We start from the raw sequence: 22,003 nt of genomic DNA, 5'->3' as shown, positions 1-22,003 counted from the left end.
TCGGGGAGAACGACGAAGGAGGGGCCGGATGCTCACGCATCCGGCCCCTCCTTCGTTCATCCGTGTCAGCTCAGTGCGTCGACGATGCCGTTCAGCGTCGTGGACGGGCGCATGACGGCTTCGACCAGTGCGTCGTCGGGGCGGTAGTAGCCGCCGATCTCGACGGGCTTGCCCTGCACCGCGTTGAGCTCGGAGACGATCTTCTGCTCATTCTCCGCGAGCGTGGCGGCGATCGGAGCGAACGATGCTGCGAGCTCGGCATCCTTCGTCTGGTTCGCCAGCTCCTGAGCCCAGTACAGGCCCAGGTAGAAGTGGCTGCCGCGGTTGTCGATCGTACCGAGGGCGCGCCCCGGCGAGCGGTCCTCTTCGAGGAAGGTGCCGGTCGCCGCATCCAGCGTCTCGGCGAGGACGCGCGCTTTCTCGTTTCCGGTGCGGTCCGCGAAGTGCTCCAGTGAAGCGGCCAGCGCGAAGAACTCGCCCAGGGAATCCCAGCGCAGGTAGTTCTCCTCCACCAGCTGCTGCACATGCTTGGGTGCGGAGCCGCCGGCGCCGGTCTCGAACAGCCCTCCGCCTGCAAGCAGCGGGACGATCGAGAGCATCTTGGCGCTGGTGCCGACCTCGAGGATCGGGAACAGGTCGGTGAGGTAGTCACGCAGCACGTTGCCGGTCACCGAGATCGTGTCGAGGCCGTGACGCATGCGCGCGAGCGTGTAGCGGGTGGCCTCCTCGGGGGCGAGGATCGTGATGGTGAGGCCCTTGGTGTCGAGCGTCGCGAGGCCCTGGTGCACCTTGGCGATGATCTGCGCGTCGTGCGAGCGGTTCGCGTCGAGCCAGAACACCGCGGGCACGCCCGATGCGCGAGCACGCGTGACGGCGAGCTTGACCCAGTCCATGACCGGGATGTGCTTCGTCTGCGTCGCGCGCCAGATGTCGCCGGCGCCGACCTCGTGCTCGATCAGCACGGTGCCCTCGCTGTCGAGGACCTGCACCGTGCCGGGGGCGGCGATCTCGAAGGTCTTGTCGTGGCTGCCGTACTCCTCAGCCGCCTGAGCCATGAGGCCCACGTTCGGCACGGTTCCGATCGTGGCGGGGTCGAGCGGGCCGTTCGCGATCACGTCGTCGATCACGGCCTGGTAGACGCTCGCGTACGACGAGTCCGGGATGACCGCGAGGGTGTCGGCTTCGCCGCCGTCCTCGCCCCACAGCTTGCCGCCGTTGCGCACGAGCGCGGGCATGGAGGCGTCGACGATCACATCGCTGGGCACGTGCAGGTTGGTGATGCCCTTGTCGGAGTTCACGTACGAGACGCGCGGGCCCTCGGCGAGCGCGCGGTCGAAGGCTGCGGCGATCTCTTCGCCGCCGGCGACGGAGCTGAGGCCCGAGAGGATCGAGCCGAGACCGTCGTTCGGGTTGAGCCCTGCCTCAGCGAGCTTGTCGCCGTACTGAGCGAACACATCCTTGAAGAAGACCCTCACGACGTGGCCGAAGATGATCGGGTCGCTGACCTTCATCATCGTGGCCTTGAGGTGCACCGAGTAGAGGATGTCGTCGTTCTTCGCCGTCTCCATCGTCTCCGCGAGGAAGGCGTCGAGGTGCGCGGCCGAGAGGAACGTGGCGTCGATGATCTCGCGCGGAAGGACCTTGAGGCCCTCCTTGAGGATCGTCACGGTGCCGTCTGCGGCGGTGTGGCGGAAGCTCAGGACGTCGTCATGGGCGGCGACCCATGAGCGCTCGTTGTTCTTGAAGTCGTCGTGACCGAGCGTGGCGACGCGGGTCTTGGACCCCTCCGCGAACGGCTTGTTGCGGTGCGGGTGCTTCTTGGCGTAGTTCTTCACCGCGAGCGGGGCGCGACGGTCGCTGTTGCCCTCACGGAGCACCGGGTTGACCGCGGAGCCCTTGATGCGGTCGTAGCGCGCGCGGACGTCCTTCTCCTCGAGGGAGGACGGCTCGTCCGGGAAATCCGGGATGTCGTAGCCCTGAGCCTGCAGCTCGGCGATCGCACCCTTGAGCTGCGGGATCGAGGCCGAGATGTTCGGCAGCTTGATGATGTTCGCCTCGGGCAGGGTGGCGAGGCCACCGAGCTCCGCGAGGGAATCGCCGACCTGCTGCTCCGGCGTGAGCTTCTGCGGGAACGCCGCGAGGATGCGCCCGCCGAGCGAGATGTCGCGGGTCTCGACCTCGATACCCGCCTGTCCCGTGTAGGCCTTGATGATCGGCAGGAGGGAGGCGGTGGCGAGTGCCGGAGCCTCGTCCGTGTACGTGTAGATGATGGCGTCGTCGGTCACCAGGAGGTTCTCCGTTCGCGAGGGCAGATTTGTCTCGATACCAAGATACCTGAGGCGCTCCCGGCGCACGTTCGCCGGGAGGTGGGGCGGACATCGACTTCCTGCATTCCGCGCGCGTGCACCCCTGACGAAAGTCGAGGGTTTCTGCGCGGAGACCCATCGAGGGGCTAGCCTGTGACTATGTCCGAACTGCGCATGGTCGAACTCTCCGCTGCGACGATCGTCGCCGTGAACAACCTGTCGCTCAAGCCCGGACAGGAGCAGTTCCTCGCTCCGGTGTCCTATGGCATCGCGGCGACGGTCATCAACCCGCAGACCTCCTGGCAGCGGGTCGTCCTCGAAGACGACCAGGTCGTCGGGTTCGTCAGCGCGAACTTCGACCCCGAGGCCCCGGAGGAGCACTTCCGCTCGGTGCTCTGGCGCATCAACGTCGACGCCGAGGGCCAGGGTAAGGGCGTCGGCCGCTTCGCCGTCGAGAGCCTGCTCGAAGAGGCCCGCACCCGCGGCTTCGACCATGTCAACGTCATCTACGAGGCCGGAGAAGACGGCCCGGAGGCATTCTTCCTGCGCGTCGGATTCACGCCCGTCGGCGAGACCGAGTACTCCGAAGTCATCGCCCAGATCCGTCTCACTTCGTAGACCGGCGGCGGGGTCTCGAATCCCCTCCCCCATCGAGGCTCCGTCGCCCTCTCCGGTTCCGTGGTGGGACCGCTCCCGCGACCCTGGCGCCCAATTTGTTGCGAGCAGCCACAAAAGGGTTGCGCGCAGTCTCGGCCTCGGCCTATCATCGCTTTCGGAAGCACAAGCGAAACGCTTCGATGAAGTAGTGACAGCGACGATGGAGTCCCGATGACGACGATTCACGAGGTGGCCGAGGCTGCCGGAGTGTCGATCAGCACGGTCTCCTACGCGCTCAGCGGCAAGCGCCCGGTCTCGGAGAAGACGCGTCGGCGCATCGAGGACGCGGTGCAGACGCTCGGCTACGAGCCCGACGCCGGAGCACGGATGCTGGCCGGTCGCCGCACGCAGATCTTCGGACTCACCGAGCCCCTGCGAGCGGATACGCACGCCCCGACCCACATGGCCTTCGTGCTCGCGACAGCGGTGGCCGCCCGTCGCCGTGGCTACGACATCCTCCTCCTGACCGACGAGCAGGCATCCGAGGGGATGAACCGGGTCGCCGCGAGCAACCTGGTCGACGCCATCCTCGTGCTCGACGTCGCGCCGGACGACGAACGCGCGGACATCGCCCGGTCCCTGCGCTCACCGAGCGTCTTCATCGGGATCCCGGACGACGCGCACGGTCTGACGTGCGTCGACCTCGACTTCGAAGGCACGGGCCATCTCGCGGTGGATCGACTGGCCGATGCCGGTCACACGTCCGTCACGCTGCTCGGCCAGACGGAGGTCTCGTACCGCAAGTCGAACTTCCCCCGACGACTGCTCCTCGGCGTGCAGGATCGGGCGGCCCAGCGAGGAGTCGACCTCGACTGGGCGACGACCGGCGACACGACGACCGACATCGCCGCTGTCCGCGCCTCTGCTGAGCTGGCATTGAGTCGGGGCGTCCGCGCGTTCATCGTTCACGCCGTCGGCGACGTCCACGAGACCCTTCTCGAGGCGATCGCGGCCCATGGGCTGACGGTGGGCTACGACGTGTCGGTGATCTCGGCAGCCGCATCGTTCGACACCTCCTCGCTCGCGGTGCCGATCGACACGATTCCGCTCGTGCCGCAGAAGTCGTGCGAGCTCGCCGTCGATCTCGCCGTGCGACATCTGGAAGAACGGGGCACGCCCGCCCAGATCCACCTCATTCCTCCCGAGTACCACTCCGCCGGCTCGGTCGCTCCCGCTCGAGAGTGACCGCGCGCGGAGATCGCGCCCGCATCGCGGTCATCGAAACGCTTCGACGACTGCCTGATCACAACTGAACACCCGACCCATTGATGTGTCCGGCCCCAGGGCCACTGAGAAAGGAGTGCCGACGATGGCACGCACCACCCGCAGGACGAAGACGCTGGCGGCTCTCGCCGCGCTCACCGCGACAGGAATCGCTCTGAGCGGCTGCACCGCCGGTTCCGCAGACGAGGGCGGCGACGGAGACACCCTCAAGCTCTGGCATTACGAGGGCGCGGACAGCGCCATGGGCAAGGCCTGGGACGAGGCGATCGCGATCTTCGAAGAGGAGACCGGAGCCACCGTCGAGTTCGAGGAGAAGTCCTTCGAGCAGATCCAGAAGACCGCCAGCCAGGTGCTCGACACGGACGCTGCCCCCGACCTCATGGAGTTCAACAAGGGCAATGCGACGGCGGGGTTCCTGGCTTCCACGGGCCTGATCACCGACATCTCCGATGCCGTCGACGAGTACGGATGGGACGAGAAACTCGCCCCCTCGCTCCAGACCACCGCGAAGTACTCGGAAGACGGCGTGATGGGCGGCGACACCTGGTTCGGCGTCCCGAACTACGGCGAGTTCGTCGGCGTGTACTACAACCAGGATGCCTTCGCCGCGGCGGGACTGGAGATCCCCACCACCTACGAGGAGTTCGTCGACGTGCTCGACGCATTCGTCGCGCAGGGCGTCACCCCGCTCGCCGAGGCCGGCGCCGAGTATCCCCTCGGACAACTCTGGTATCAGCTCGCGCTGCTCGAAGGCGACCGCGAATTCGTAGACGCCTACCAGCTCTACGACGGCGAGGTCGACTGGCAGGGCCCTGAGGTCACCGCCGCCTCCGAGACACTCAAGGAGTACGTCGACAAGGGCTACATCGCCTCGGATGTCTCCTCGGTCAAGGCCGAGGATGCGGGCGTCTCGTTCATCAACGGCACCTCGCCGATCTTCGTGTCAGGCTCATGGTGGTTCGGCCGCTTCGTCTCAGAGGCCACCGGCTTCGACTGGACGATGACCGCCTTCCCGGGCGCAGACCTCTCGCTCGGCTCGTCCGGCAACCTCTGGGTCGTCCCCGAGAACGCCGCGAACAAGGAGCTCGCCTACGAGTTCATCGACATCACGATGCGTCCGGAGATCCAGGCGATCATCGGCAACAACGGCGGCCTCCCGGTCGCGGCCGACACGGCCGACATCACCGACGAGAAGAGCGCGGCGCTGATCGAGACGTTCAACGGCGTGCTGGATGCCGACGGTCTCGCCTTCTACCCGGACTGGCCCGCTCCCGGGTTCTACGACGTGATCGTGCAGGAGCTCCAGGGCCTCATAACCGGCACACAGGACGCTGAGACGACGAACACGAACCTCGGCGAGCAGTACGACGAGGGCACGTCCGAATTCCGTTGATCCGCTCGCGGGGGCGACGGCCGCACGGCGTCGCCCCCGCATCCTCCTGGAGATGAACATGTCACTCGTCACCCGCCGCGAGGGCCGCACGAAGCTGCCGCCCGAAGAGCCGTCGATCCCGCAGCGCAGCGGTGGGACCGGGGCCTACTGGATGTACCTGCTCCCGGGCTTCGTCCTGCTCCTCGTCGTCGTCATCGTCCCGCTGATCTGGAACGTGTATCTGACCTTCACGAAGTGGAAGGGCGTCCGCACACCGGAGTTCATCGGTCTCGAGAACTGGCAGAAGATCCTCACCGACAGCGACTTCTGGACCTCATTCACGAACTCGGTGTGGATGATCATCGCCATGGTCGTCGTCCCGACGATCGTCGGACTGATCGTCGCTGCGCTGCTCTTCGACGTCGTCGGGCGCAAGTTCGGGGGCAAGGTGGGCAGCTTCCTGCGAGCGACGTACTACCTCCCCCAGATCCTCCCGATCGCCGTCGCCGGCATCGTGATCGGCTGGATCGTCCGGCCGGGTGGCGACGGGGCGCTGAACCAGATCCTCGGATGGTTCGGCATCCCCGCCTACGACTGGCTCGGCCAGATGCCCTCGGCCCTCATCGTGCTGATGGTCGTCATGGTGTGGGTGCAGCTCGGCTACCCCGTCGTCGTCTTCATGGCGGCGCTTCAGCGCGTAGACCCAGAGCTCTACGAAGCCGCGGAGCTCGACGGCGCGAACTGGCTGCAGCGCTTCACCGCGATCACGATGAGCATCATCCGCCCAGAGATCTTCGTCGTCACGCTCACCTGCACGATCGCCGCCCTCAAAGTCTTCGGACCCGTGTACATCATCACGCGCGGCGGCCCCGCCGGAGCCACCCTGGTGCCCGCTTACTACGCCTATCAGGAGTTCTTCACCAAGCGGAACGTCGGTTACGGCGCGACCATCGCCACCGTACTGACCATCGTCGTGGTGATCGTGTCGATCATCTTCATCCGCGTGCAGAACTCGCTCGAGCGCAAGGAAAGGGCGGGTCTCTGATGCACGCCACCACCGCCATCGTCACCGGCAAGCCGGAGAAGACCCGCGCCCGCGGCGGAATGACCAAGAAGCGTCCGATCGACTGGCTCATGCTCGCGCTCGTCGTGATCGGCGCGCTGCTCATCGTCGCTCCGTTCTACCTCGTGCTGGTCAACTCGTTCAAGTCCCCCGTCGACTACGCGACGTCCGGTCCTCTCGCCTTCCCCGAGACCTTGGACTTCGGCGGGATCATCAAGTTCTGGGAGCGCGTGAACTTCCCCGAGAAGGTCTGGAACTCGCTCTTCATCGCGGGTGTCGTCTCGGTTCTCGCCGTCGTCATCTCGATGCTGAACGCCTTCGCCATCGGGATCGGCCGCGTCCGCGGGCGCAGCTGGATCGTGCTGCTGTTCCTGCTCGCGAACCTGCTGCCGCAGGAGGCTCTGCTCTACCCGCTGTACTACATGTTCAAGTCCGTCGGCCTGTACGACAACGTGTGGTCGGTCATCATCGTCTTCACCGTGATCCAGGCGGCCTTCGGGACCTACCTGCTGTCGTCGGTCTACGGCACGTTCCCGAAGGAGATCCTCGAGGCCGCCTCGCTCGACGGCGCGAGCCGCTGGCAGATCCTCTGGCGCGTGGTCTTCCCCATCAGCCGCCCCACGCTGTCGGTGCTGCTCATCTTCTTCTTCATCTGGACGTGGAACGAGTTCCTCATCCCGCTGACCTTCCTCGCCTCGAACGCGAACCAGACGGTCCCCGTCGCGATCAGCGTGCTGCAGGGCGATCGACTGATGGACGTCACGACGACCAGTGCCTCGGCGCTCCTCGGCATCATCCCCACGCTCATCTTCTTCCTCATCTTCCAGCGCACCCTCACACGCGGCATCACGGCAGGAGCAGTCAAGTAATGAAGTTCACCGACGGGTTCTGGCAACTGCGTCCGGGCGTCACCGCGCTCTACGCGCAGGAGGCCTACGACATCGCCGAGACCACCGACACCCCCGACGGCCCCGGCATCGTGATCACGGCGCCCACCATGGTGATCGCCAAACGCGGCGACACCCTGAACCGTCCGGTGCTGACCACGACGCTCTCCTCCCCCGCCGAGGGTGTGGTGCGGGTGCGGATCGCGCATCACGAAGGTGGCCGCTGGCACGGCGGGTTCGATCTGCCCGGGGCAGGCTCCGGGGCGGCGTCCGTATCGATCACCGAGGCTGGCGGCATCCTCGACGCGGGCTCGCTCGTGGCTCGCGTCGCTCACGGCGCACCCTGGGATCTCGCGTTCGAGGTCGACGGCAGGCGCGTGACCGGAAGCGGGCACAAGGCCCAGGGATACGTGCGACTCGCCCCGGACGCGCAAGTCGATGCCGGGATCGTCGACAATGCGCGCCAGGGTGGCTCGACCCCGAACGGAGCGGTCTTCGCGCACGAGCAGCTCGACCTCGGAGTCGGCGAGCTGATCTACGGTCTCGGCGAGCGCTTCGGGCCGCTGGTGAAGAACGGCCAGTCGGTCGACATCTGGAACGCCGATGGCGGCACCTCCAGCGAGCAGGCGTACAAGAGCATCCCCTTCCATCTGTCCAACCGTGGCTACGGCGTGCTCGTGAACGACCCCGGCCACGTCTCGTACGAGATCGGATCGGAGTCGGTCGAGCGCGTGCAGTTCTCGGTATCGGGCGAGGTGCTCGAGTACTTCGTGTTCGCGGGTCCCACACCCAAGGACGTCCTGGGGCGGTACACCGCTCTCACCGGTCGCCCGCCGGTCGTGCCCGCCTGGTCGTACGGACTCTGGCTGTCGACGAGCTTCACGACCGACTACGACGAGCAGACGGTCAACTCGTTCATCGACGAGATGGCAGCGCGTGAGCTGCCCGTGTCGGTGTTCCACTTCGACTGCTTCTGGATGCGCGAGTTCAACTGGACCGACTTCGTCTGGGATTCCCGCGTGTTCCCCGACCCCGAGGGCATGCTGTCGAGACTGCACGACAAGGACCTGCGTGTCTGCGTATGGATCAACCCGTACATCGCACAGCGCTCGCCGTTGTTCCGTGAGGCCTCGGATCAGGGCTTCCTCGTGCGGCGGGCCGACGGATCGGTCTGGCAGTGGGATCTCTGGCAGGCGGGGATGGGACTCGTCGACTTCACGAACCCCGATGCGACCGCCTGGTACCAGTCCAAGCTCCGCGACCTCATCGCGCAGGGTGTGGACTGCTTCAAGACGGATTTCGGCGAACGCATCCCCACCGAGGTGGTCTGGGCCGACGGCTCCGACCCCGAGCGGATGCACAACCTGTACACCGATCTCTATAACCGCGCGGTCCACGATGTGCTCGTCGAGGCGCGCGGCGCCGACGACGCCGTGCTGTTCGCACGCTCGGCGACCGCAGGCGGACAGAGCATGCCGGTACATTGGGGCGGCGACTCCACCTCGACCTACGCATCGATGGCCGAGACCCTGCGTGGCGGGCTCTCGCTGGCACTCAGCGGCTTCGCCTTCTGGAGCCACGACATCGGCGGGTTCGAGGGCACACCGGATGCCGGCGTGTTCAAGCGCTGGACGGCCTTCGGTCTGCTCGGCTCGCACTCGCGCTTCCACGGTTCCAGTTCGTATCGGGTGCCGTGGGCGTTCGACGAGGAGGCCGTCGATGTGACGAGGCGATTCACGCACCTCAAGATGCAGCTCATGCCGTATCTGTATCAGCAGGGCATCATCGCCTCGAGAACCGGTCTGCCCGTGATGCGTCCGATGCAGCTGGAATTCCCCGACGATCCGGCCGTCGGGTACCTCGACCGGCAGTACATGCTCGGCACGGACCTGCTCATCGCGCCCGTCTTCTCGGAGGACGGAGCCGTGGAGTTCTATCTGCCGGAGGGCGAGTGGACGTCGCTGCTCAGCGGCGAGACGGTCACGGGGGGCGGCTGGCGCCGCGAGACGCACTCCTTCGACTCGCTTCCGCTGTATGTGCGACCCGGCACAGCGCTCCCCTGGGGAGCCCGCACCGACCGACCGGACTACGACTATCACGTCGGCCTTCAGTTGCGGGTGTTCCCCGGTGGATCGGGATCGACGTCGGTGACCGTCACGGCCCCGGACGGCCGTGAGAAGATCTACGAAACCGACCTGTCCGAGGTGACCCTGTGACTCTCTCCCCCGCCGATGACTACCGCGGATCCGGACTCGTGCTGCCCGAGGGCTTCACGTTCGGATCGGCGACCGCGTCGTACCAGATCGAGGGCGCAGCCGACGAGGACGGCAGGACGCCGTCGATCTGGGACACGTTCAGTCGGACGCCGGGCAAGGTGTGGAACGGCGACACCGGCGACGTGGCGTGCGATCACTACCACCGCGTCGATGAAGACCTCGATCTCATGTCGGAACTCGGACTGCAGGCGTACCGCTTCTCGATCGCCTGGCCGCGGATCGTGCCGACGGCAGACGGTTCGGTGAACCAGGCGGGCATCGATTTCTACTCTCGTCTCGTCGACGGGCTGCTCGATCGCGGCATCCGACCAGTGGCCACCCTCTACCACTGGGATCTTCCCCAGTACCTCGAGGATGCCGGCGGGTGGACCTCACGATCGACGACAGACGCGTTCGAGCGATACGCGTCGATCATGGGCGCGGCGCTCGGCGACCGTGTGCACACCTGGACCACGCTCAACGAGCCCTGGTGCTCGGCGTATCTGGGATACGGGCAGGGAGGTCACGCGCCGGGCCGCCATGAGCCGGCCTCTGCCCTGGCTGCCGTGCACCATCTGAACCTCGCGCACGGGCGCGCGATCCAGGCGCTCCGCTCCACGTCGACCGGCGACCCCGACTACTCGGTGACGCTGAACTTCCACGTGCTGCGTGGTGTCGGCGACGGCGCGGACGAGGCCATGCGCCGGATCGACGCTCTGGCGAACCGTGCCTTCACGCACCCGATGCTGCGCGGGGAGTACCCCGCGGACCTCCTCGACGACACGGCCTCGGTCACGGACTGGTCGTTCGTGCACGACGGCGATCTCGCGACCATCAATCAGCCGATCGATGTGCTCGGAGTGAACTACTACTCCACGGCGACAGTGAGGCTGTGGGACGGGGTGTCGGAGAAGCAGCAGAACGACGGGCACAAGGGCACGGCCGGAGGCACGGCGTGGCCAGGCAGCGATCAGCTGGTCGAGTTCGTCGAGCAGCCGGCGCCCTACACTGCGATGGGGTGGAACATCGCACCCGAAGGGCTCGAAGAGCTGCTCGTCTCACTGTCGGAGCAGTTCCCCGCGCAACCGCTGATGGTCACCGAGAACGGCGCCGCGTTCGATGACGAGGTCGCAGCGGATGGCTCGGTGCCGGATCCTCAGCGCACCGACTACCTGCGACGGCACTTCACCGCCGCTCATCGTGCGATCCAGCGGGGTGTCGACCTGCGGGGCTACTTCGTGTGGTCGCTGCTCGACAACTTCGAGTGGGGCTACGGCTACGCCAAGAGGTTCGGCATCGTGCGCGTGGACTTCGACTCGCTCGAACGCACCGTCAAGGACTCGGGGCACTGGTACAGGCGGCTGATCGCGTCACGGACCGTGCGGGCCTGACCGCACTGAGCGATCAGGCGGGGCGGCTGCGCGGATGCGTGGTGGATGCCCTGACCACGAGTTCCGTGGGGAGCCGCGGCGGAGATTCCACGGCGTCCTCCCGCATCAAGCGGAGCAGAGCCTGTACTGCCGCCTCCCCCTTGGCATCGATGTCCTGGCGAACGGTCGTCAGCGCCGGAGAAACACGTGCGGCCAGCGGATTGTCATCGAAACCGACGACCGACAGCTGCTCGGGGACGGCGATGCCCCGATCCCTCGCTCGCTCCATGACCTCGAGCGCCGCCAGGTCGGAGAATGCCAGGACAGCGGTCGGGGGATCATCGAGCATCCGGTCGATGCGGTCACGCAGCGTGTCATCGATCGCGAGGCCGGAAGTCCCGACGACCGTCGGATCCACTCCAGCCTGGTCGAGCGCTCGCATCCATCCGTCCAGTCTTCCGGCGATGGTGGACGACGCGGTGTCGAGCGTGAGGGCGGACGACGGAACGTTGTCTGCGTCGAGCGCATCGACGACGATCGCGATGCGGGTGTGGCCCAGGTCTACCAGATGCTGCGCCGCCTGGTAGGCGCCTGCGGAGTTGTCGATGCCGATATCCGGCACCCCGGGGAGAGGCGAGCCCTCGACGTTCACGATCGGCAGTCGCCGCTCTCGCAGAGCGGCGAACGCCGACATCGCCGGAGCGCAGGAGTAGACGATGGCGCCGTCCATGGCGATGTCCCGCGCCGGCACCACCCCGTTGTCCCCGGAGGAGTGCAGCAGCACGAGCGAGTACCCGGCATCGGCGAGCGAACCGGCGACCGCCCGGACGAAGCCGACGGCGACATCGTCCGTGAAGGCGTCTCGTGGTGAGCTCGTCAGCACCATGCCGATCACCCCGGTGCGTCCACGGGCGAGCGCGCGTGCCGCCGGATCCGGACCCGCATAGCCCAGGTCGTCCGCAGCGCTCAGGATCCGTGCGCGAAGCTCTTCGGAGAGCTGGTCGGGCCGGGAGAAGGCGTTCGAGACAGTCATGCGGCTCACGCCCACGTGCTCCGCGATCGTCTTGAGCGTCACTCGCGCCACCTCGACCACCTCCTCCCCCATTCTGCCCGACGGGAGGATCGGTGCGGTCGGGATCAGCACGGATCGTGCACGCTCGAGACGCACGCCGGACGCGGCGGCTCGACTGCCTCCGCCACGCGCCGGATTCCGCGAGCCAGAGCCGCTCGCAGGCGCCTGCGCCGATCCGCTCTCGCTTGTGCTGCGAACGCTCGATCCCTCCTGCGGAGCGCATCGATCCGTTGCTGATCGTGAGGGTGACGGGCGGCGGCCCGGTCTTCGGCCGATCGATCCGCAAGGACGAGTGCCGCGATCATCTGGTGTTCCATCGTCGACTCCTTCTGTATCGGTACAGACCGAGGCTACTGTACCGGTACAGAAAGCGCCAGCGAATCAACGCAGAGGCGTCGAACTCAGCCGACCCGGGCGTTCAGTCGCGGTTGTTCGGCTTGTCAGGCCGCTTGCGCTCGTTCCACGCGGCGATGGCCGACGCGGCGGCGCCTGCGGCACGATCGATGGCCTCTGCCGATCGGCTGAAGACGTCCTGCGCGGCGTTCTGCCAGTTCGATGACGCCGACGGGGTCTCGCCCGCCTGCAGCCTCGCGGCGTGCTCGGCCGCTTCGAAGGCCCTCTCGAGGTCGGCGACCGCATCGCGGTATGCGGCGAAGTCCGCAGCGCTGACCCGCCCGGTGGCGGCGCGACGCATCTCGACCGCGTGGGCTGCCGCCCGGAGATACGCCGCTGTGGCTGGCTGTCTGACGTCGGTCATGGCCGGATACGCGATCTGCAGGCCTGCATCGGTCTCGTAGCTCATCCAGCGCACCACGATCGCCTCGTGCTGGGCCTGGAGGCGCTCCAAGGGACGCGGTGCGGAGGCTGCGGGAATCGCCGCACGCGCGGCACTGAGGCGCACCTGCTTCGCGCGGACGTCTGCGGACGCGGCTTTGGCGTCGTTCTCCTTGGCGCGCAGCATCCGCTTGGCGCCGGCGACCTGCTCGGGTGTGGCCCGACGCGCGCTGCGTTCCGCCGAGATGCGGGCGACGTCGGCCCGGGCGAGCTTGACGGCCATCCGTCGTTCGACCGCTGTCTGCTGGGCGGACTTGAGGTCGTGTCGAGCCGCGTCGTACTCGAGGCGTCGGCCGCTCTTCGTGCTTCGACGACGGAACCCGACCGCGCCGGCGGCGACCCCTCCGGCCGCGATGGGCGCGACCCACCACAACTCGACGGCGAGCAGCAACGGATCCATACTTCGATGCTACCCAGGCCTGCGGCTCCCCGCTCCGCCGTCTCGACAGTGAACGACCGAGGCCACGCCCGGCGAACGGTCGTGGCCTCGGTGTTCAGGAGTCCCGCTGGTTCACACCAGGGTCTGCTGCCAGGCGGCATGCAGCTGCGCGAACTTCCCCGTTCCGCTGATGAGCGTCTCGGGGGTGTCGTCCTCGATGATCTGTCCGTGCTCCATCACCAGCACCCGGTCCGCGATCGCGACCGTCGAGAGACGGTGCGCGATGATGATCGCCGTGCGGTCCTTGAGCAGCGTCTGCAGCGCATCCTGAATCAGACGCTCCGAAGGGATGTCGAGCGATGCGGTGGCCTCGTCGAGGATCAGCACTGCCGGGTCGGCGAGGAACGCGCGGGCGAACGAGATCAGCTGGCGCTGACCTGCCGACACGCGACCTCCGCGCTTGTTGACGTCGGTGCGGTACCCGTCGGGCAGCGACGAGATGAACTCGTCCGCCCCGACCGCGCGCGCAGCCGCACGGATCTCGTCGAGCGAGGCATCCGGCTTCCCGAGGGCGATGTTGTCGGCGACCGTGCCGCTGAACAGGTAGGCCTCCTGAGTCACCATGACGATGGCTCGACGGAGATCCTTCGGATGCAGATTGCGCAGGTCGACCCCGTCGAGAGTGACCTTTCCGATCGACGGGTCGTAGAACCGGGAGATCAGCTTCGCGAGCGTGGACTTGCCCGCTCCGGTCGTGCCGACCAGAGCGATGGTCTGCCCCGCCGGGATGTCGAGCGAGAAGTTCGGCAGGATCGTCTTCTCACCGTTGTAGCCGAACGTCACCTCATCGAACTCGATGTGTCCACGGGACTCCCAGAGATCCACCGGCTTCTCGGGATCCGGAACCGTCGGCACCTCCTCGAGCACGCCGGACACCTTCTCCAGCGCCGCCGTGGCGGACTGGTAGGAGTTCAGGAACATCGCGATCTCCTGCATCGGAGCGAAGAAGTTGCGCACGTACAGCACAGCCGACAGCAGGACGCCCACGGTGAGCGCGCCCTCCGACACTCGGATGCCGCCCCAGAGCACGACGATGCCGAGCACCAGAGCCGCGACGCCCATCAGACCGGGTTCGAACGTGCCGAACAGCAGCATCGAACGGCGGTTGACGTCTCGATACTCACCGGCGATCTTCTGGAAGGTCACGTCGTTGCGAGGCTCCTTGCGGAACGCCTTCACCGCACGGATGCCCGTCATCGTCTCGACGAACTGCACGATCACCTTCGCGCTGATCACGCGCGACTCGCGGTAGACGAGCTGCGAGCGCGAGTAGAACCAGCGCATCAGGAAGAACAGCGGCACACCGCCGATCGCGAGGATGAGGCCGGACTGCCAGTCCCACACGCACAGGGCGATGAAGGTGAACAGACCGAACAGCACACCCGAGACGAGCTCGTTGAGGCCGCCGTCGAGAAGCTCCTTGATGGAATCGAGGTCGCTCGTCTGGCGCGAGATGATGCGACCGGACGTGTACGACTCGTGGAACTCCAGGCTCAGGCGTTGCGTGTGCAGGAAGATGCGCTTGCGGAGATCGAGCAGCACCGCCTGGGTGAGCTTGGCCGCGATGATGACGTACCAGGCGATCATCGCCGCCGCGACAGCACCGGCAAGGAGGTAGACCCCGCCGATCATGAAGGTCGGCATCCAGTCCGCGCGCTCGAGCACTGCGGGGAGCGCCCGGTCGAGCCCGATGCTGATGAGGATCGGGCCGGCGACCTGGAGCGCCGTCGAGATCACGAGCACGATCGCCGCGAGCGCGATCTGCGCCTTGAGGGGACGCACGAGGGAGCCCAGCAGTCGGAGCGACCGACGGCGGATGGCCCGGCTCTCCTCCTTGGTGTAGCTGGAGCGGTCTTCGTCTTGCGTTCCGGTGATCGCGGAGCTCATCGCTGCACCTCCTTCTCGGTGATGATGTCTTGGTCGGCGGCATCCTCGCGGATCCCGGCCTGAACTGCGGCGTCGATCTCGTCCTGCTCATCCCGGATGATCGGGATCGCGCCCGTGCGCGCAGCCTCCTCGGCCTCGAGGCTCGAGATGACATGCCGGTAGTGACGACTCGTCTTCAGCAGTTCACTGTGCGTTCCGACTGCGGTGACCCGGCCGGCTTCGAGTAGGGCCACGCGGTCTGCGAGTGCCACGGTCGACGGCCGGTGCGCCACGATCAGGGCCGTGGTGTCGGCCAGCACGTGCCGCAGCGCCTCTTCGACGAGAGCCTCGGTGTCGACGTCGAGCGCAGACAGCGGGTCGTCGAGCACGAGCACCTTCGGGTTGGCTGCGACTGCCCTGGCGAGCGCCAGACGCTGACGCTGCCCGCCGGAGAGGCTCAGCCCCTCCTCGCCGATGACGGTCTCGACGCCCTCGGGCAGCGAGTCCACGAAGGCCGCCTGCGCGACGTCGAGCGCCTCGCGCAGCACACGCTCGGCCTCCTCGCTGTGCACGTCGAGGTCGGCACGGCCCAGCAGCACGTTCTCACGAACCGTCGCCGAGAACAGCGTGGCGTCTTCGAAGGCCATCGCGATGTGCTGGCGCAGCTCGGCGAGCGGGAGCTCCCGCACGTCGACGCCGTCGAGCGTGACCCGCCCGCCGGTGACGTCGTAGAGACGCGTCGGCAGCGTGGTCAGCGTGGTCTTGCCGCTGCCGGTCAGTCCGACGAGCGCCATGGTCTCGCCCGGTCGCAGCACGAGGTCGATCCCGTCGAGCAGGTCGCGCTCGTGCGCTCCCGCATCCTGGTACCGGAAGTGCGCCGCCTCGAAGGCCAGCTCGCCGCGGGGTTCCGCGATGTGAACCGGATTCTCGGGGTCGGTGATGGAGTTCGTCTCAGAGTAGATGTCGAACACGCGATCGGTCGCGGTGCGCGCGTCGAGCATGAACGAGAACAGGAAGCCGATCGACTCGATAGGCCAGCGGAGCACCACGGCCATGGCGAAGAACGCGAACAGCTGCGCCTGGTCGATCTCGCCCTGCGAGATCAGCCAGATGCCCGACATCAGGCTGAGACCGAAGGCGATCTGGGGCATGAGGTCGAGCCAGAACCAGATCGACGCGATCGCGCCCGCCTTGCTCATCTCGGTCTCGCGCAGCGTCTCGGCCTGACGGCTGAAGCGCCCCAGGGCGTGCTTGCCCCGACCGAAGGCCTTGAGCACGCGGATGCCGTGCACGCTCTCCTCGACGCTCGTCGCGAGATCGCCGGCCTGGTCCTGGCTGCGGCGGGTGAGCGCGCCATAGCGCTTCTCGAAGAGGTAGCCGCGGATCCACAGCGGGATGGCGGTGACGATGAAGATGACGCCGAGCAGCCAGTGCCAGCGGAACAGCAGGACCGAGCCGATGATGATCGTCAGCACGTTCACCACGAGCAGCACGAGGCCGAATGCCAGCCATCGGCGGATCAGGCCGATGTCCTGCATCATCCGGCTCAGCAGCTGCCCCGACTGCCAGCGGTCGTGGAACGAGACCGGCAGCGTCTGGAGCCGAGAGTAGAGCTCGGTGCGCATCTTGTATTCGACCTGCGTCGCGGGATTGAGCACGAACTGGCGACGCAGCCAGACCATCAGCGCCTCACCCAGGGCGAGGCCGAAGACTGCGAGCGCGCCCCAGGCGATGGCATCGATCGCGCCGGTCTGCACCGGTCCGCGCATGATCTGCTCGAGCACGATCGGAATCATCAGGGCGATGATCGCGGCCACGAGCGCGCTGGCCGCACCACCCGCGAGCCGCCAGATGACGGGCTTCACGAAGGGCTTCAGACGCCACAGCGCGGCCGGCGTGGAGAGAGAGGAAGAGGAGGAGGCGTTCTGCGATGAAGGCGAGGAAGACATGTCTCTCAGACGAGTTTCGTATGGGGAAGCGGTTGCTGAAGGGGGCGGACGCAGCAGCGGACTCTCGGAGTCCGGCATCCGGTGAGGTCGTGCGTGTCGGAAAGGGGCTCTAGCGGAGCGGGCGCACCGGGGTCGAGCCGAGAGCGGCGATCTGCACGATGGCGATCGATGTCATGATGTCCTCCTCAGGCTCGGCGATGTCGTCCGGTCGGTGCGACAGCCCACCAGCCTATTCCTGTGAACAAGCTGAGCGCAAGAGAGATTCCCGATTGCTCGACGCCGTCTTCCTCGGGCGGCGTCGCGTCAGTTCCCCCTCAGCCTCGTGCGGCCTCGCGTTCCAACAGGTTCGCCTTGACGTCGAGGCCCCAGGCGAACCCGCCGAGCGTGCCGTCGGATCGCAGCACACGGTGGCATGGCACGAACAGCGCCGGAGCGTTGCGGGCGCAGATCGAGGCCGCTGCCCGCACCGCACGCGGGTTGCCGAGGCGCGCTGCGAACGAGGTGTAGGTCAACGGCTCCCCCGGCTCGATCTCACGCAGCGCCGACCATCCGGCGAGCTGCAGCATCGTGCCCGTCTGCTTGACCGCGACCGCATCGATCGCAGAGAGGTCTCCTGCATAGAACGAAAGGGCCGCGGCCGCCGCATCTGTGTCGCGTTCGCGCACCTCCGTCGGTCGGTCGCGGGGCGAGAGGCGGGCGACGATCGTCGCCTGATCGGCCGTCCACCCCGAAGAGAGCACTCGCTGATGCTCGTCGGCGAGGATGGTGAACGGCCCGTCCGGGGTCTCGATGGTCTGGATGATGGCGTTCATGAGGTCTCCTTCACAAGAGTGGTGGTCTGGGACGCACGCGTGCGTCGAACGGGCCGCGCCGGTGCTGCTCGCCAGAGATGTGCGCTGAGATAGCTGCGCCACGGAGCAGCCCGCTCCGCCCATGCGACGAGAGGCAGCGGATCGCCCGGGAGTCCGGCAGCGGCAGCTCCTGCACGCAGTGCGACGTCGCCCGGCAGAATCACATCGGGGTCGCCCAGCACGCGCATCCGCACGTAGTCGGCCGTCCAGGGCCCGATGCCCGGCATCGCGAGCAGCGCCGCGCGCTGCTCGACCCCGTCATCTCCCACCGTGAGCCTCAGGGTTCCGTCGGCGAGCGCCGTGGCAGCACCGACGATCGCCCTGATGCGAGCCCCCGGCCCCCGGAGCACCTCGGCTCCTCGCTCGGCGATCGCCGACATCGTGGGGAACAGAAGCCCTTGCTCTGTGCGCTCTCCCAGCGCCTCGGTCAGGGCGGTGAGCGCGGTGCGAGCGGCGACGACCGTGATCTGCTGGCCGATCATCGCGCGGATCAGCATCTCGTGCGGATCCGCCGAGCCGGGCACGCGGATGCCGGGGGTGCGTGCGACGAGCGGAGCGAGCTCCGGGTGCGCGCTCAGCGCCTGATCGATGGCGAGCGGGTCGGCGTCGAGATCGAAGATCCGTCGCACGGTGGACACCAGCGGAGCGAGGTCGCCCAGCTGGGCGACGCGCGCGCGCAGGTGCAGCCGCTCCGCCGCGTCCTGACTCACCTCGAACCACGCCGCCCCTCCCGCCATACGCAGATGGCGGGAGAACGACGTCGCGGTGGCCTCCTCGACTCCCGACACCGCACGGGCCGCCATCCAATGGAATATGCCGGACGCATCGAGGGGTCCGCGATACGGAAGGACGAGGTCGATCGCTCCAGGCGCCGTCGACGCAGGCGTCTTCCGTCGAGCCCTGAGCTCACCCGGCGTCAGGCCGAATACCTCGCGGATCGTGTCGTTGCACTGCCGGATGCTCGCGAAGCCCGCGGAGAACGCGACATCGGAGATCTGCATATCCGTGCCGACGAGCAGCATCCGCGCCGTGTGAGCCCGGTGTGCGCGGGCGAGGGCGAGCGGACCGGCTCCGAGTTCGGTCGAGAGCAGTCGAGTGAGGTGCCGTGTCGAGTATCCGAGGCGCACGGCGAGGCCGGACACTCCCTCGCGCTCGACCACGCCCGAAGAGATCAGGCGCATCGCGCGGGCGGCGACGTCGCTGCGCAGATCCCACGCGGGCGAGCCGGGGGCCGCCTCGGGGAGGCAGCGCTTGCAGGCGCGGAAGCCCGCTTCGTGGGCCGCAGCGCTGGTCGGATAGAAGGTGACGTTCTGCGGCTTGGGTGTGCGGGCGGGGCAGCTCGGCCGGCAGTAGATGCCGGTGGAGCGCACAGCGGTCACGAACTGACCGTCGAAACGCGTGTCACGTGCGCTGATCGCACGATATCGCTCGTCGAAGTCGGTCACGGGGAAGCTCATGGCTCTACTCTGCCACTGGCACCCGACACCGGCTGGCGGAAATCGGACATCGCGGTGGCCCCCGCTCCCGTCCCCAAATAGCGCAAAACCCCTCGCGCCGACGACGGCTCGAGGGTGCTGCGGCCCGGGCCGCCATACTCAGTGGAAGAAGTGACGCTCTCTGGTGAAGAACATCGTGACGCCGGCCTTGCGAGCGGCATCCACGACTTCTTCGTCGCGCACTGATCCGCCGGGCTGCACGATCGCCGTGACCCCCGCGTCGATGAGCACCTGCGCGCCGTCTGCGAAGGGGAAGAACGCATCCGAAGCCGCGACGGAGCCGGCGGCGCGGTCACCGGCGCGCTCGACGGCGAGCCGGCACGAGTCGACGCGGTTGACCTGACCCATGCCGACGCCGACCGTGGCGTTGTCCTTCGCGAGCACGATCGCGTTCGACTTCACAGCGCGGCAGGCCTTCCACGCGAAGATGAGGTTCTCCATCTCCTCGTCGCTCGGACGCTCGCCCGAGACGAGCTCCCAGTTCTTGGCGACCGACACGATGTCATCGGGGAACCGGTCTGCGTCCTGCAGCAGCAGGCCGCCGGAGACGAGGCGCACGTCCATGCGCTCCTGCTGCCAGTCCTCCGGCAGCTGCAGCAGACGCAGGTTCTTCTTGGCCTTGAAGACCTCGAGCGCGGCGGGTTCGAACGACGGAGCGACGATGACCTCGGTGAAGATGTCCTTGAGGTTCTCCGCCATCTTGAGCGTCACCGTGCCGTTCGCGGCGATCACGCCGCCGTACGCCGACACGGGGTCGCACTCATGCGCACGGATGTGGGCGCTCGCGATGGGGTCGAGGGCATTGGGAGCCGTGGTCGCGATGCCGCACGGATTCGCGTGCTTGATGATCGCGACGGCGGGCTTCACCATGTCGTACGCGGCGCGCAGTGCGGCATCCGCATCGACGTAGTTGTTGTACGACATCTCCTTGCCCTGCAGCTGCGTCGCCTGAGCGATGCCATGGCCGCCGACACGGGTGTAGATCGCGCCGCGCTGGTGCGAGTTCTCGCCATAGCGCAGCGTGTTGAGAAGCTCGGCCTGGATCGTCAGGTGGGTCGGCAGGTCCTCCCCCTCACCGAGCGTGCCCTCCGCGAACCACGAGGCCACGGCGGTGTCATAGGCGGCCGTGTGGGCGAAGGCGCGAGCCGCGAGCTCGCGGCGCTGCGTCAGCGTGGTGCCGCCGTTCTCGATGGCGCTGATGATGCCGCCGTACGACTGCGGCGACACGACGATCGCGACGTTCGCGTGGTTCTTGGCCGCAGCGCGCACCATGGCGGGCCCGCCGATGTCGATCTGCTCGACGACATCATCGCCCTCGGCACCGGAGGCGACCGTCTCGACGAAGGGGTAGAGGTTCACGACGACGAGCTCGAACGGCGCGATGTCGAGGTCGGCGAGCTGGCGCTCGTGGTCCTCGAGCCGGAGGTCGGCGAGCAGACCGCCGTGGATCTTCGGGTGCAGCGTCTTCACGCGGCCGTCGAGCATCTCGGCGACGCCCGTGACTGCGGCGACGTCGGTCACCTCGAACCCGGCCTCGCGGATGGTGGAGGCTGTCGAGCCCGTCGACACGATCTGCACGCCCGCCTCCGACAGGGACTTGGCGAGCACGAGCAGATCGGTCTTGTCGCTGACCGAGACGAGTGCGCGGCGCACCGGGACGGTGTCGCGATCGCGGTACAGCGAGTGGTCGTGGCGGGGTCCGGCCATGATGGGCTCCTTCGTGCGAGGGGTGCGTGCGTGGGATCGGTTCAGGATGCGGAGGTCAGCGAGAGCTCGCCGGTCGCGATGCGGCGCACCACGTCGATGAGAAGTCGTCGTTCGACGGGCTTGATGCGCTCGTGCAGAGTGTGCTCGGTGTCGCCGCCGAGGACCGGAACCCGCTCCTGCGCGAGGATCGGGCCGGTGTCGACGCCGTCGTCGACGACGATCACGCTGGCGCCCGTCTCGGAGACGCCTGCGGCGAGCGCATCGCGCACGCCGTGCGCGCCGGGGAACTCCGGCAGGTAGGCGGGATGCGTGTTGATCAGGCGCGGTGCGAGGCTCGCGACCAGTGATGCGGGCAGCAGTCGCATGAGGCCGCTGAGCACGACGAGGTCGGCGTTCCAGACGGCGAGCTGCCGTCCGAGCTCCTCGCCCCACGCGTCGCGGGACTCGTGCTCATGCCACGGAACCGTGAAGCTCGGGATGCCGAACTCCTCGGCATGGGCGAGTCCGTCGGCTTCGCGATCGGCACCGACGACCACCACCCGCGCAGGAAAATCGGGGTGACGAGCGGCCTCGAGGAGGGCGCGAAGGTTCGAGCCGGTGCCCGAGATGAGAACGGCGACCGTGAGCACGCGCCCAGTCTACCGGGGCCGGCGTC

General features: G+C 67.5%; 16 protein-coding genes. 7 read left to right on the top strand and 9 right to left on the bottom strand.

Annotated elements, in window-relative coordinates; genetic code table 11:
* Window positions 1-65: 65 nt before the first annotated feature.
* The gene (locus ACZ0AA_RS00275) at window positions 66-2,285 is read right to left on the bottom strand and encodes an NADP-dependent isocitrate dehydrogenase (protein WP_463511816.1); all 2,220 of its coding nucleotides are present in this window, start codon (window positions 2,283-2,285) and stop codon (window positions 66-68) included.
* 180 nt (window positions 2,286-2,465) lie between these two features.
* Between ACZ0AA_RS00275 and ACZ0AA_RS00270 the strand changes: the two genes are divergently transcribed.
* The 7 genes from ACZ0AA_RS00270 to ACZ0AA_RS00240 all read left to right on the top strand — a co-directional run bounded on the left by ACZ0AA_RS00270 (window position 2,466) and on the right by ACZ0AA_RS00240 (window position 11,155).
* Complete coding sequence (locus ACZ0AA_RS00270) at window positions 2,466-2,924, top strand: GNAT family N-acetyltransferase (RefSeq protein ID WP_400861727.1); 459 nt, start codon at window positions 2,466-2,468, stop codon at window positions 2,922-2,924.
* Window positions 2,925-3,134: 210 nt separating this feature from the next.
* Entirely contained in the window at window positions 3,135-4,148 is a 1,014-nt protein-coding gene (locus tag ACZ0AA_RS00265; protein ID WP_463511815.1) for a LacI family DNA-binding transcriptional regulator, read from the top strand.
* 124 nt (window positions 4,149-4,272) lie between these two features.
* Complete coding sequence (locus tag ACZ0AA_RS00260) at window positions 4,273-5,580, top strand: ABC transporter substrate-binding protein (RefSeq protein ID WP_400861730.1); 1,308 nt, start codon at window positions 4,273-4,275, stop codon at window positions 5,578-5,580.
* A 58-nt stretch (window positions 5,581-5,638) separates the two neighbouring features.
* Window positions 5,639-6,604 (top strand): carbohydrate ABC transporter permease, encoded by a 966-nt coding sequence (locus tag ACZ0AA_RS00255; RefSeq protein WP_400864655.1) that lies wholly within the window; start codon window positions 5,639-5,641, stop codon window positions 6,602-6,604.
* Window positions 6,604-7,491 (top strand): carbohydrate ABC transporter permease, encoded by an 888-nt coding sequence (locus tag ACZ0AA_RS00250; protein ID WP_400861732.1) that lies wholly within the window; start codon window positions 6,604-6,606, stop codon window positions 7,489-7,491. The genes ACZ0AA_RS00255 and ACZ0AA_RS00250 overlap by 1 nt, the downstream gene beginning before the upstream one ends.
* Entirely contained in the window at window positions 7,491-9,725 is a 2,235-nt protein-coding gene (gene yicI / locus ACZ0AA_RS00245) for an alpha-xylosidase (RefSeq protein WP_463511814.1), read from the top strand. Before ACZ0AA_RS00250 ends, yicI begins: the two co-directional genes overlap by 1 nt.
* Window positions 9,722-11,155, top strand: coding sequence for a GH1 family beta-glucosidase (locus ACZ0AA_RS00240; protein WP_463511813.1), 1,434 nt, complete (start codon window positions 9,722-9,724; stop codon window positions 11,153-11,155). Before yicI ends, ACZ0AA_RS00240 begins: the two co-directional genes overlap by 4 nt.
* Window positions 11,156-11,168: 13 nt before the next feature.
* On the opposite strand, the gene ACZ0AA_RS00235 is transcribed toward ACZ0AA_RS00240, so the two are convergent.
* The 8 genes from ACZ0AA_RS00235 to purN form a co-directional block, all read right to left on the bottom strand.
* On the bottom strand, window positions 11,169-12,278 hold the full coding sequence (locus ACZ0AA_RS00235) for a LacI family DNA-binding transcriptional regulator (protein ID WP_463511812.1): 1,110 nt from the start codon (window positions 12,276-12,278) through the stop codon (window positions 11,169-11,171).
* 346 nt (window positions 12,279-12,624) lie between these two features.
* Window positions 12,625-13,440 carry a hypothetical protein gene (locus ACZ0AA_RS00230; protein ID WP_463511811.1) on the bottom strand — a complete coding sequence of 272 codons (816 nt, stop codon included), beginning with the start codon at window positions 13,438-13,440 and terminating at the stop codon, window positions 12,625-12,627.
* A gap of 111 nt (window positions 13,441-13,551) precedes the next feature.
* Window positions 13,552-15,366, bottom strand: a complete 1,815-nt coding sequence (locus tag ACZ0AA_RS00225) for an ABC transporter ATP-binding protein (RefSeq protein ID WP_400861739.1) — start codon at window positions 15,364-15,366, stop codon at window positions 13,552-13,554.
* Window positions 15,363-17,294, bottom strand: a complete 1,932-nt coding sequence (locus tag ACZ0AA_RS00220; protein WP_463511810.1) for an ABC transporter ATP-binding protein — start codon at window positions 17,292-17,294, stop codon at window positions 15,363-15,365. Before ACZ0AA_RS00220 ends, ACZ0AA_RS00225 begins: the two co-directional genes overlap by 4 nt.
* 314 nt (window positions 17,295-17,608) lie before the next feature.
* On the bottom strand, window positions 17,609-18,106 hold the full coding sequence (locus tag ACZ0AA_RS00215; RefSeq protein WP_400861743.1) for a methylated-DNA--[protein]-cysteine S-methyltransferase: 498 nt from the start codon (window positions 18,104-18,106) through the stop codon (window positions 17,609-17,611).
* Window positions 18,103-19,602 (bottom strand): DNA-3-methyladenine glycosylase 2 family protein, encoded by a 1,500-nt coding sequence (locus ACZ0AA_RS00210; protein ID WP_463511809.1) that lies wholly within the window; start codon window positions 19,600-19,602, stop codon window positions 18,103-18,105. The genes ACZ0AA_RS00215 and ACZ0AA_RS00210 overlap by 4 nt, the downstream gene beginning before the upstream one ends.
* A gap of 138 nt (window positions 19,603-19,740) precedes the next feature.
* Complete coding sequence (gene purH / locus ACZ0AA_RS00205; protein WP_463511808.1) at window positions 19,741-21,348, bottom strand: bifunctional phosphoribosylaminoimidazolecarboxamide formyltransferase/IMP cyclohydrolase; 1,608 nt, start codon at window positions 21,346-21,348, stop codon at window positions 19,741-19,743.
* Window positions 21,349-21,389: 41 nt separating this feature from the next.
* A complete protein-coding gene (gene purN, locus ACZ0AA_RS00200) occupies window positions 21,390-21,977 on the bottom strand; it encodes a phosphoribosylglycinamide formyltransferase (protein WP_400861779.1) in 588 nt (195 codons plus the stop codon).
* Between the last annotated feature and the right edge of the window lie 26 nt (window positions 21,978-22,003).

The organism is Microbacterium sp. AC035, assembly GCF_979258485.1.
This window is presented reverse-complemented; position numbering and strand designations above follow the sequence as displayed.

Bases quoted from the DNA above. Each gene is read 5' to 3' on its own strand.
- ACZ0AA_RS00210 (WP_463511809.1), bottom strand. From the start codon at position 19,602: ATGAGCTTCCCCGTGACCGACTTCGACGAGCGATATCGTGCGATCAGC.
- ACZ0AA_RS00225 (WP_400861739.1), bottom strand. From the start codon at position 15,366: ATGAGCTCCGCGATCACCGGAACGCAAGACGAAGACCGCTCCAGCTAC.
- ACZ0AA_RS00220 (WP_463511810.1), bottom strand. From the start codon at position 17,294: ATGTCTTCCTCGCCTTCATCGCAGAACGCCTCCTCCTCTTCCTCTCTC.
- ACZ0AA_RS00250 (WP_400861732.1), top strand. From the start codon at position 6,604: ATGCACGCCACCACCGCCATCGTCACCGGCAAGCCGGAGAAGACCCGC.
- ACZ0AA_RS00255 (WP_400864655.1), top strand. From the start codon at position 5,639: ATGTCACTCGTCACCCGCCGCGAGGGCCGCACGAAGCTGCCGCCCGAA.
- ACZ0AA_RS00265 (WP_463511815.1), top strand. From the start codon at position 3,135: ATGACGACGATTCACGAGGTGGCCGAGGCTGCCGGAGTGTCGATCAGC.
- yicI (WP_463511814.1), top strand. From the start codon at position 7,491: ATGAAGTTCACCGACGGGTTCTGGCAACTGCGTCCGGGCGTCACCGCG.
- ACZ0AA_RS00270 (WP_400861727.1), top strand. From the start codon at position 2,466: ATGTCCGAACTGCGCATGGTCGAACTCTCCGCTGCGACGATCGTCGCC.
- ACZ0AA_RS00260 (WP_400861730.1), top strand. From the start codon at position 4,273: ATGGCACGCACCACCCGCAGGACGAAGACGCTGGCGGCTCTCGCCGCG.
- purH (WP_463511808.1), bottom strand. From the start codon at position 21,348: ATGGCCGGACCCCGCCACGACCACTCGCTGTACCGCGATCGCGACACC.
- ACZ0AA_RS00230 (WP_463511811.1), bottom strand. From the start codon at position 13,440: ATGGATCCGTTGCTGCTCGCCGTCGAGTTGTGGTGGGTCGCGCCCATC.
- ACZ0AA_RS00215 (WP_400861743.1), bottom strand. From the start codon at position 18,106: ATGAACGCCATCATCCAGACCATCGAGACCCCGGACGGGCCGTTCACC.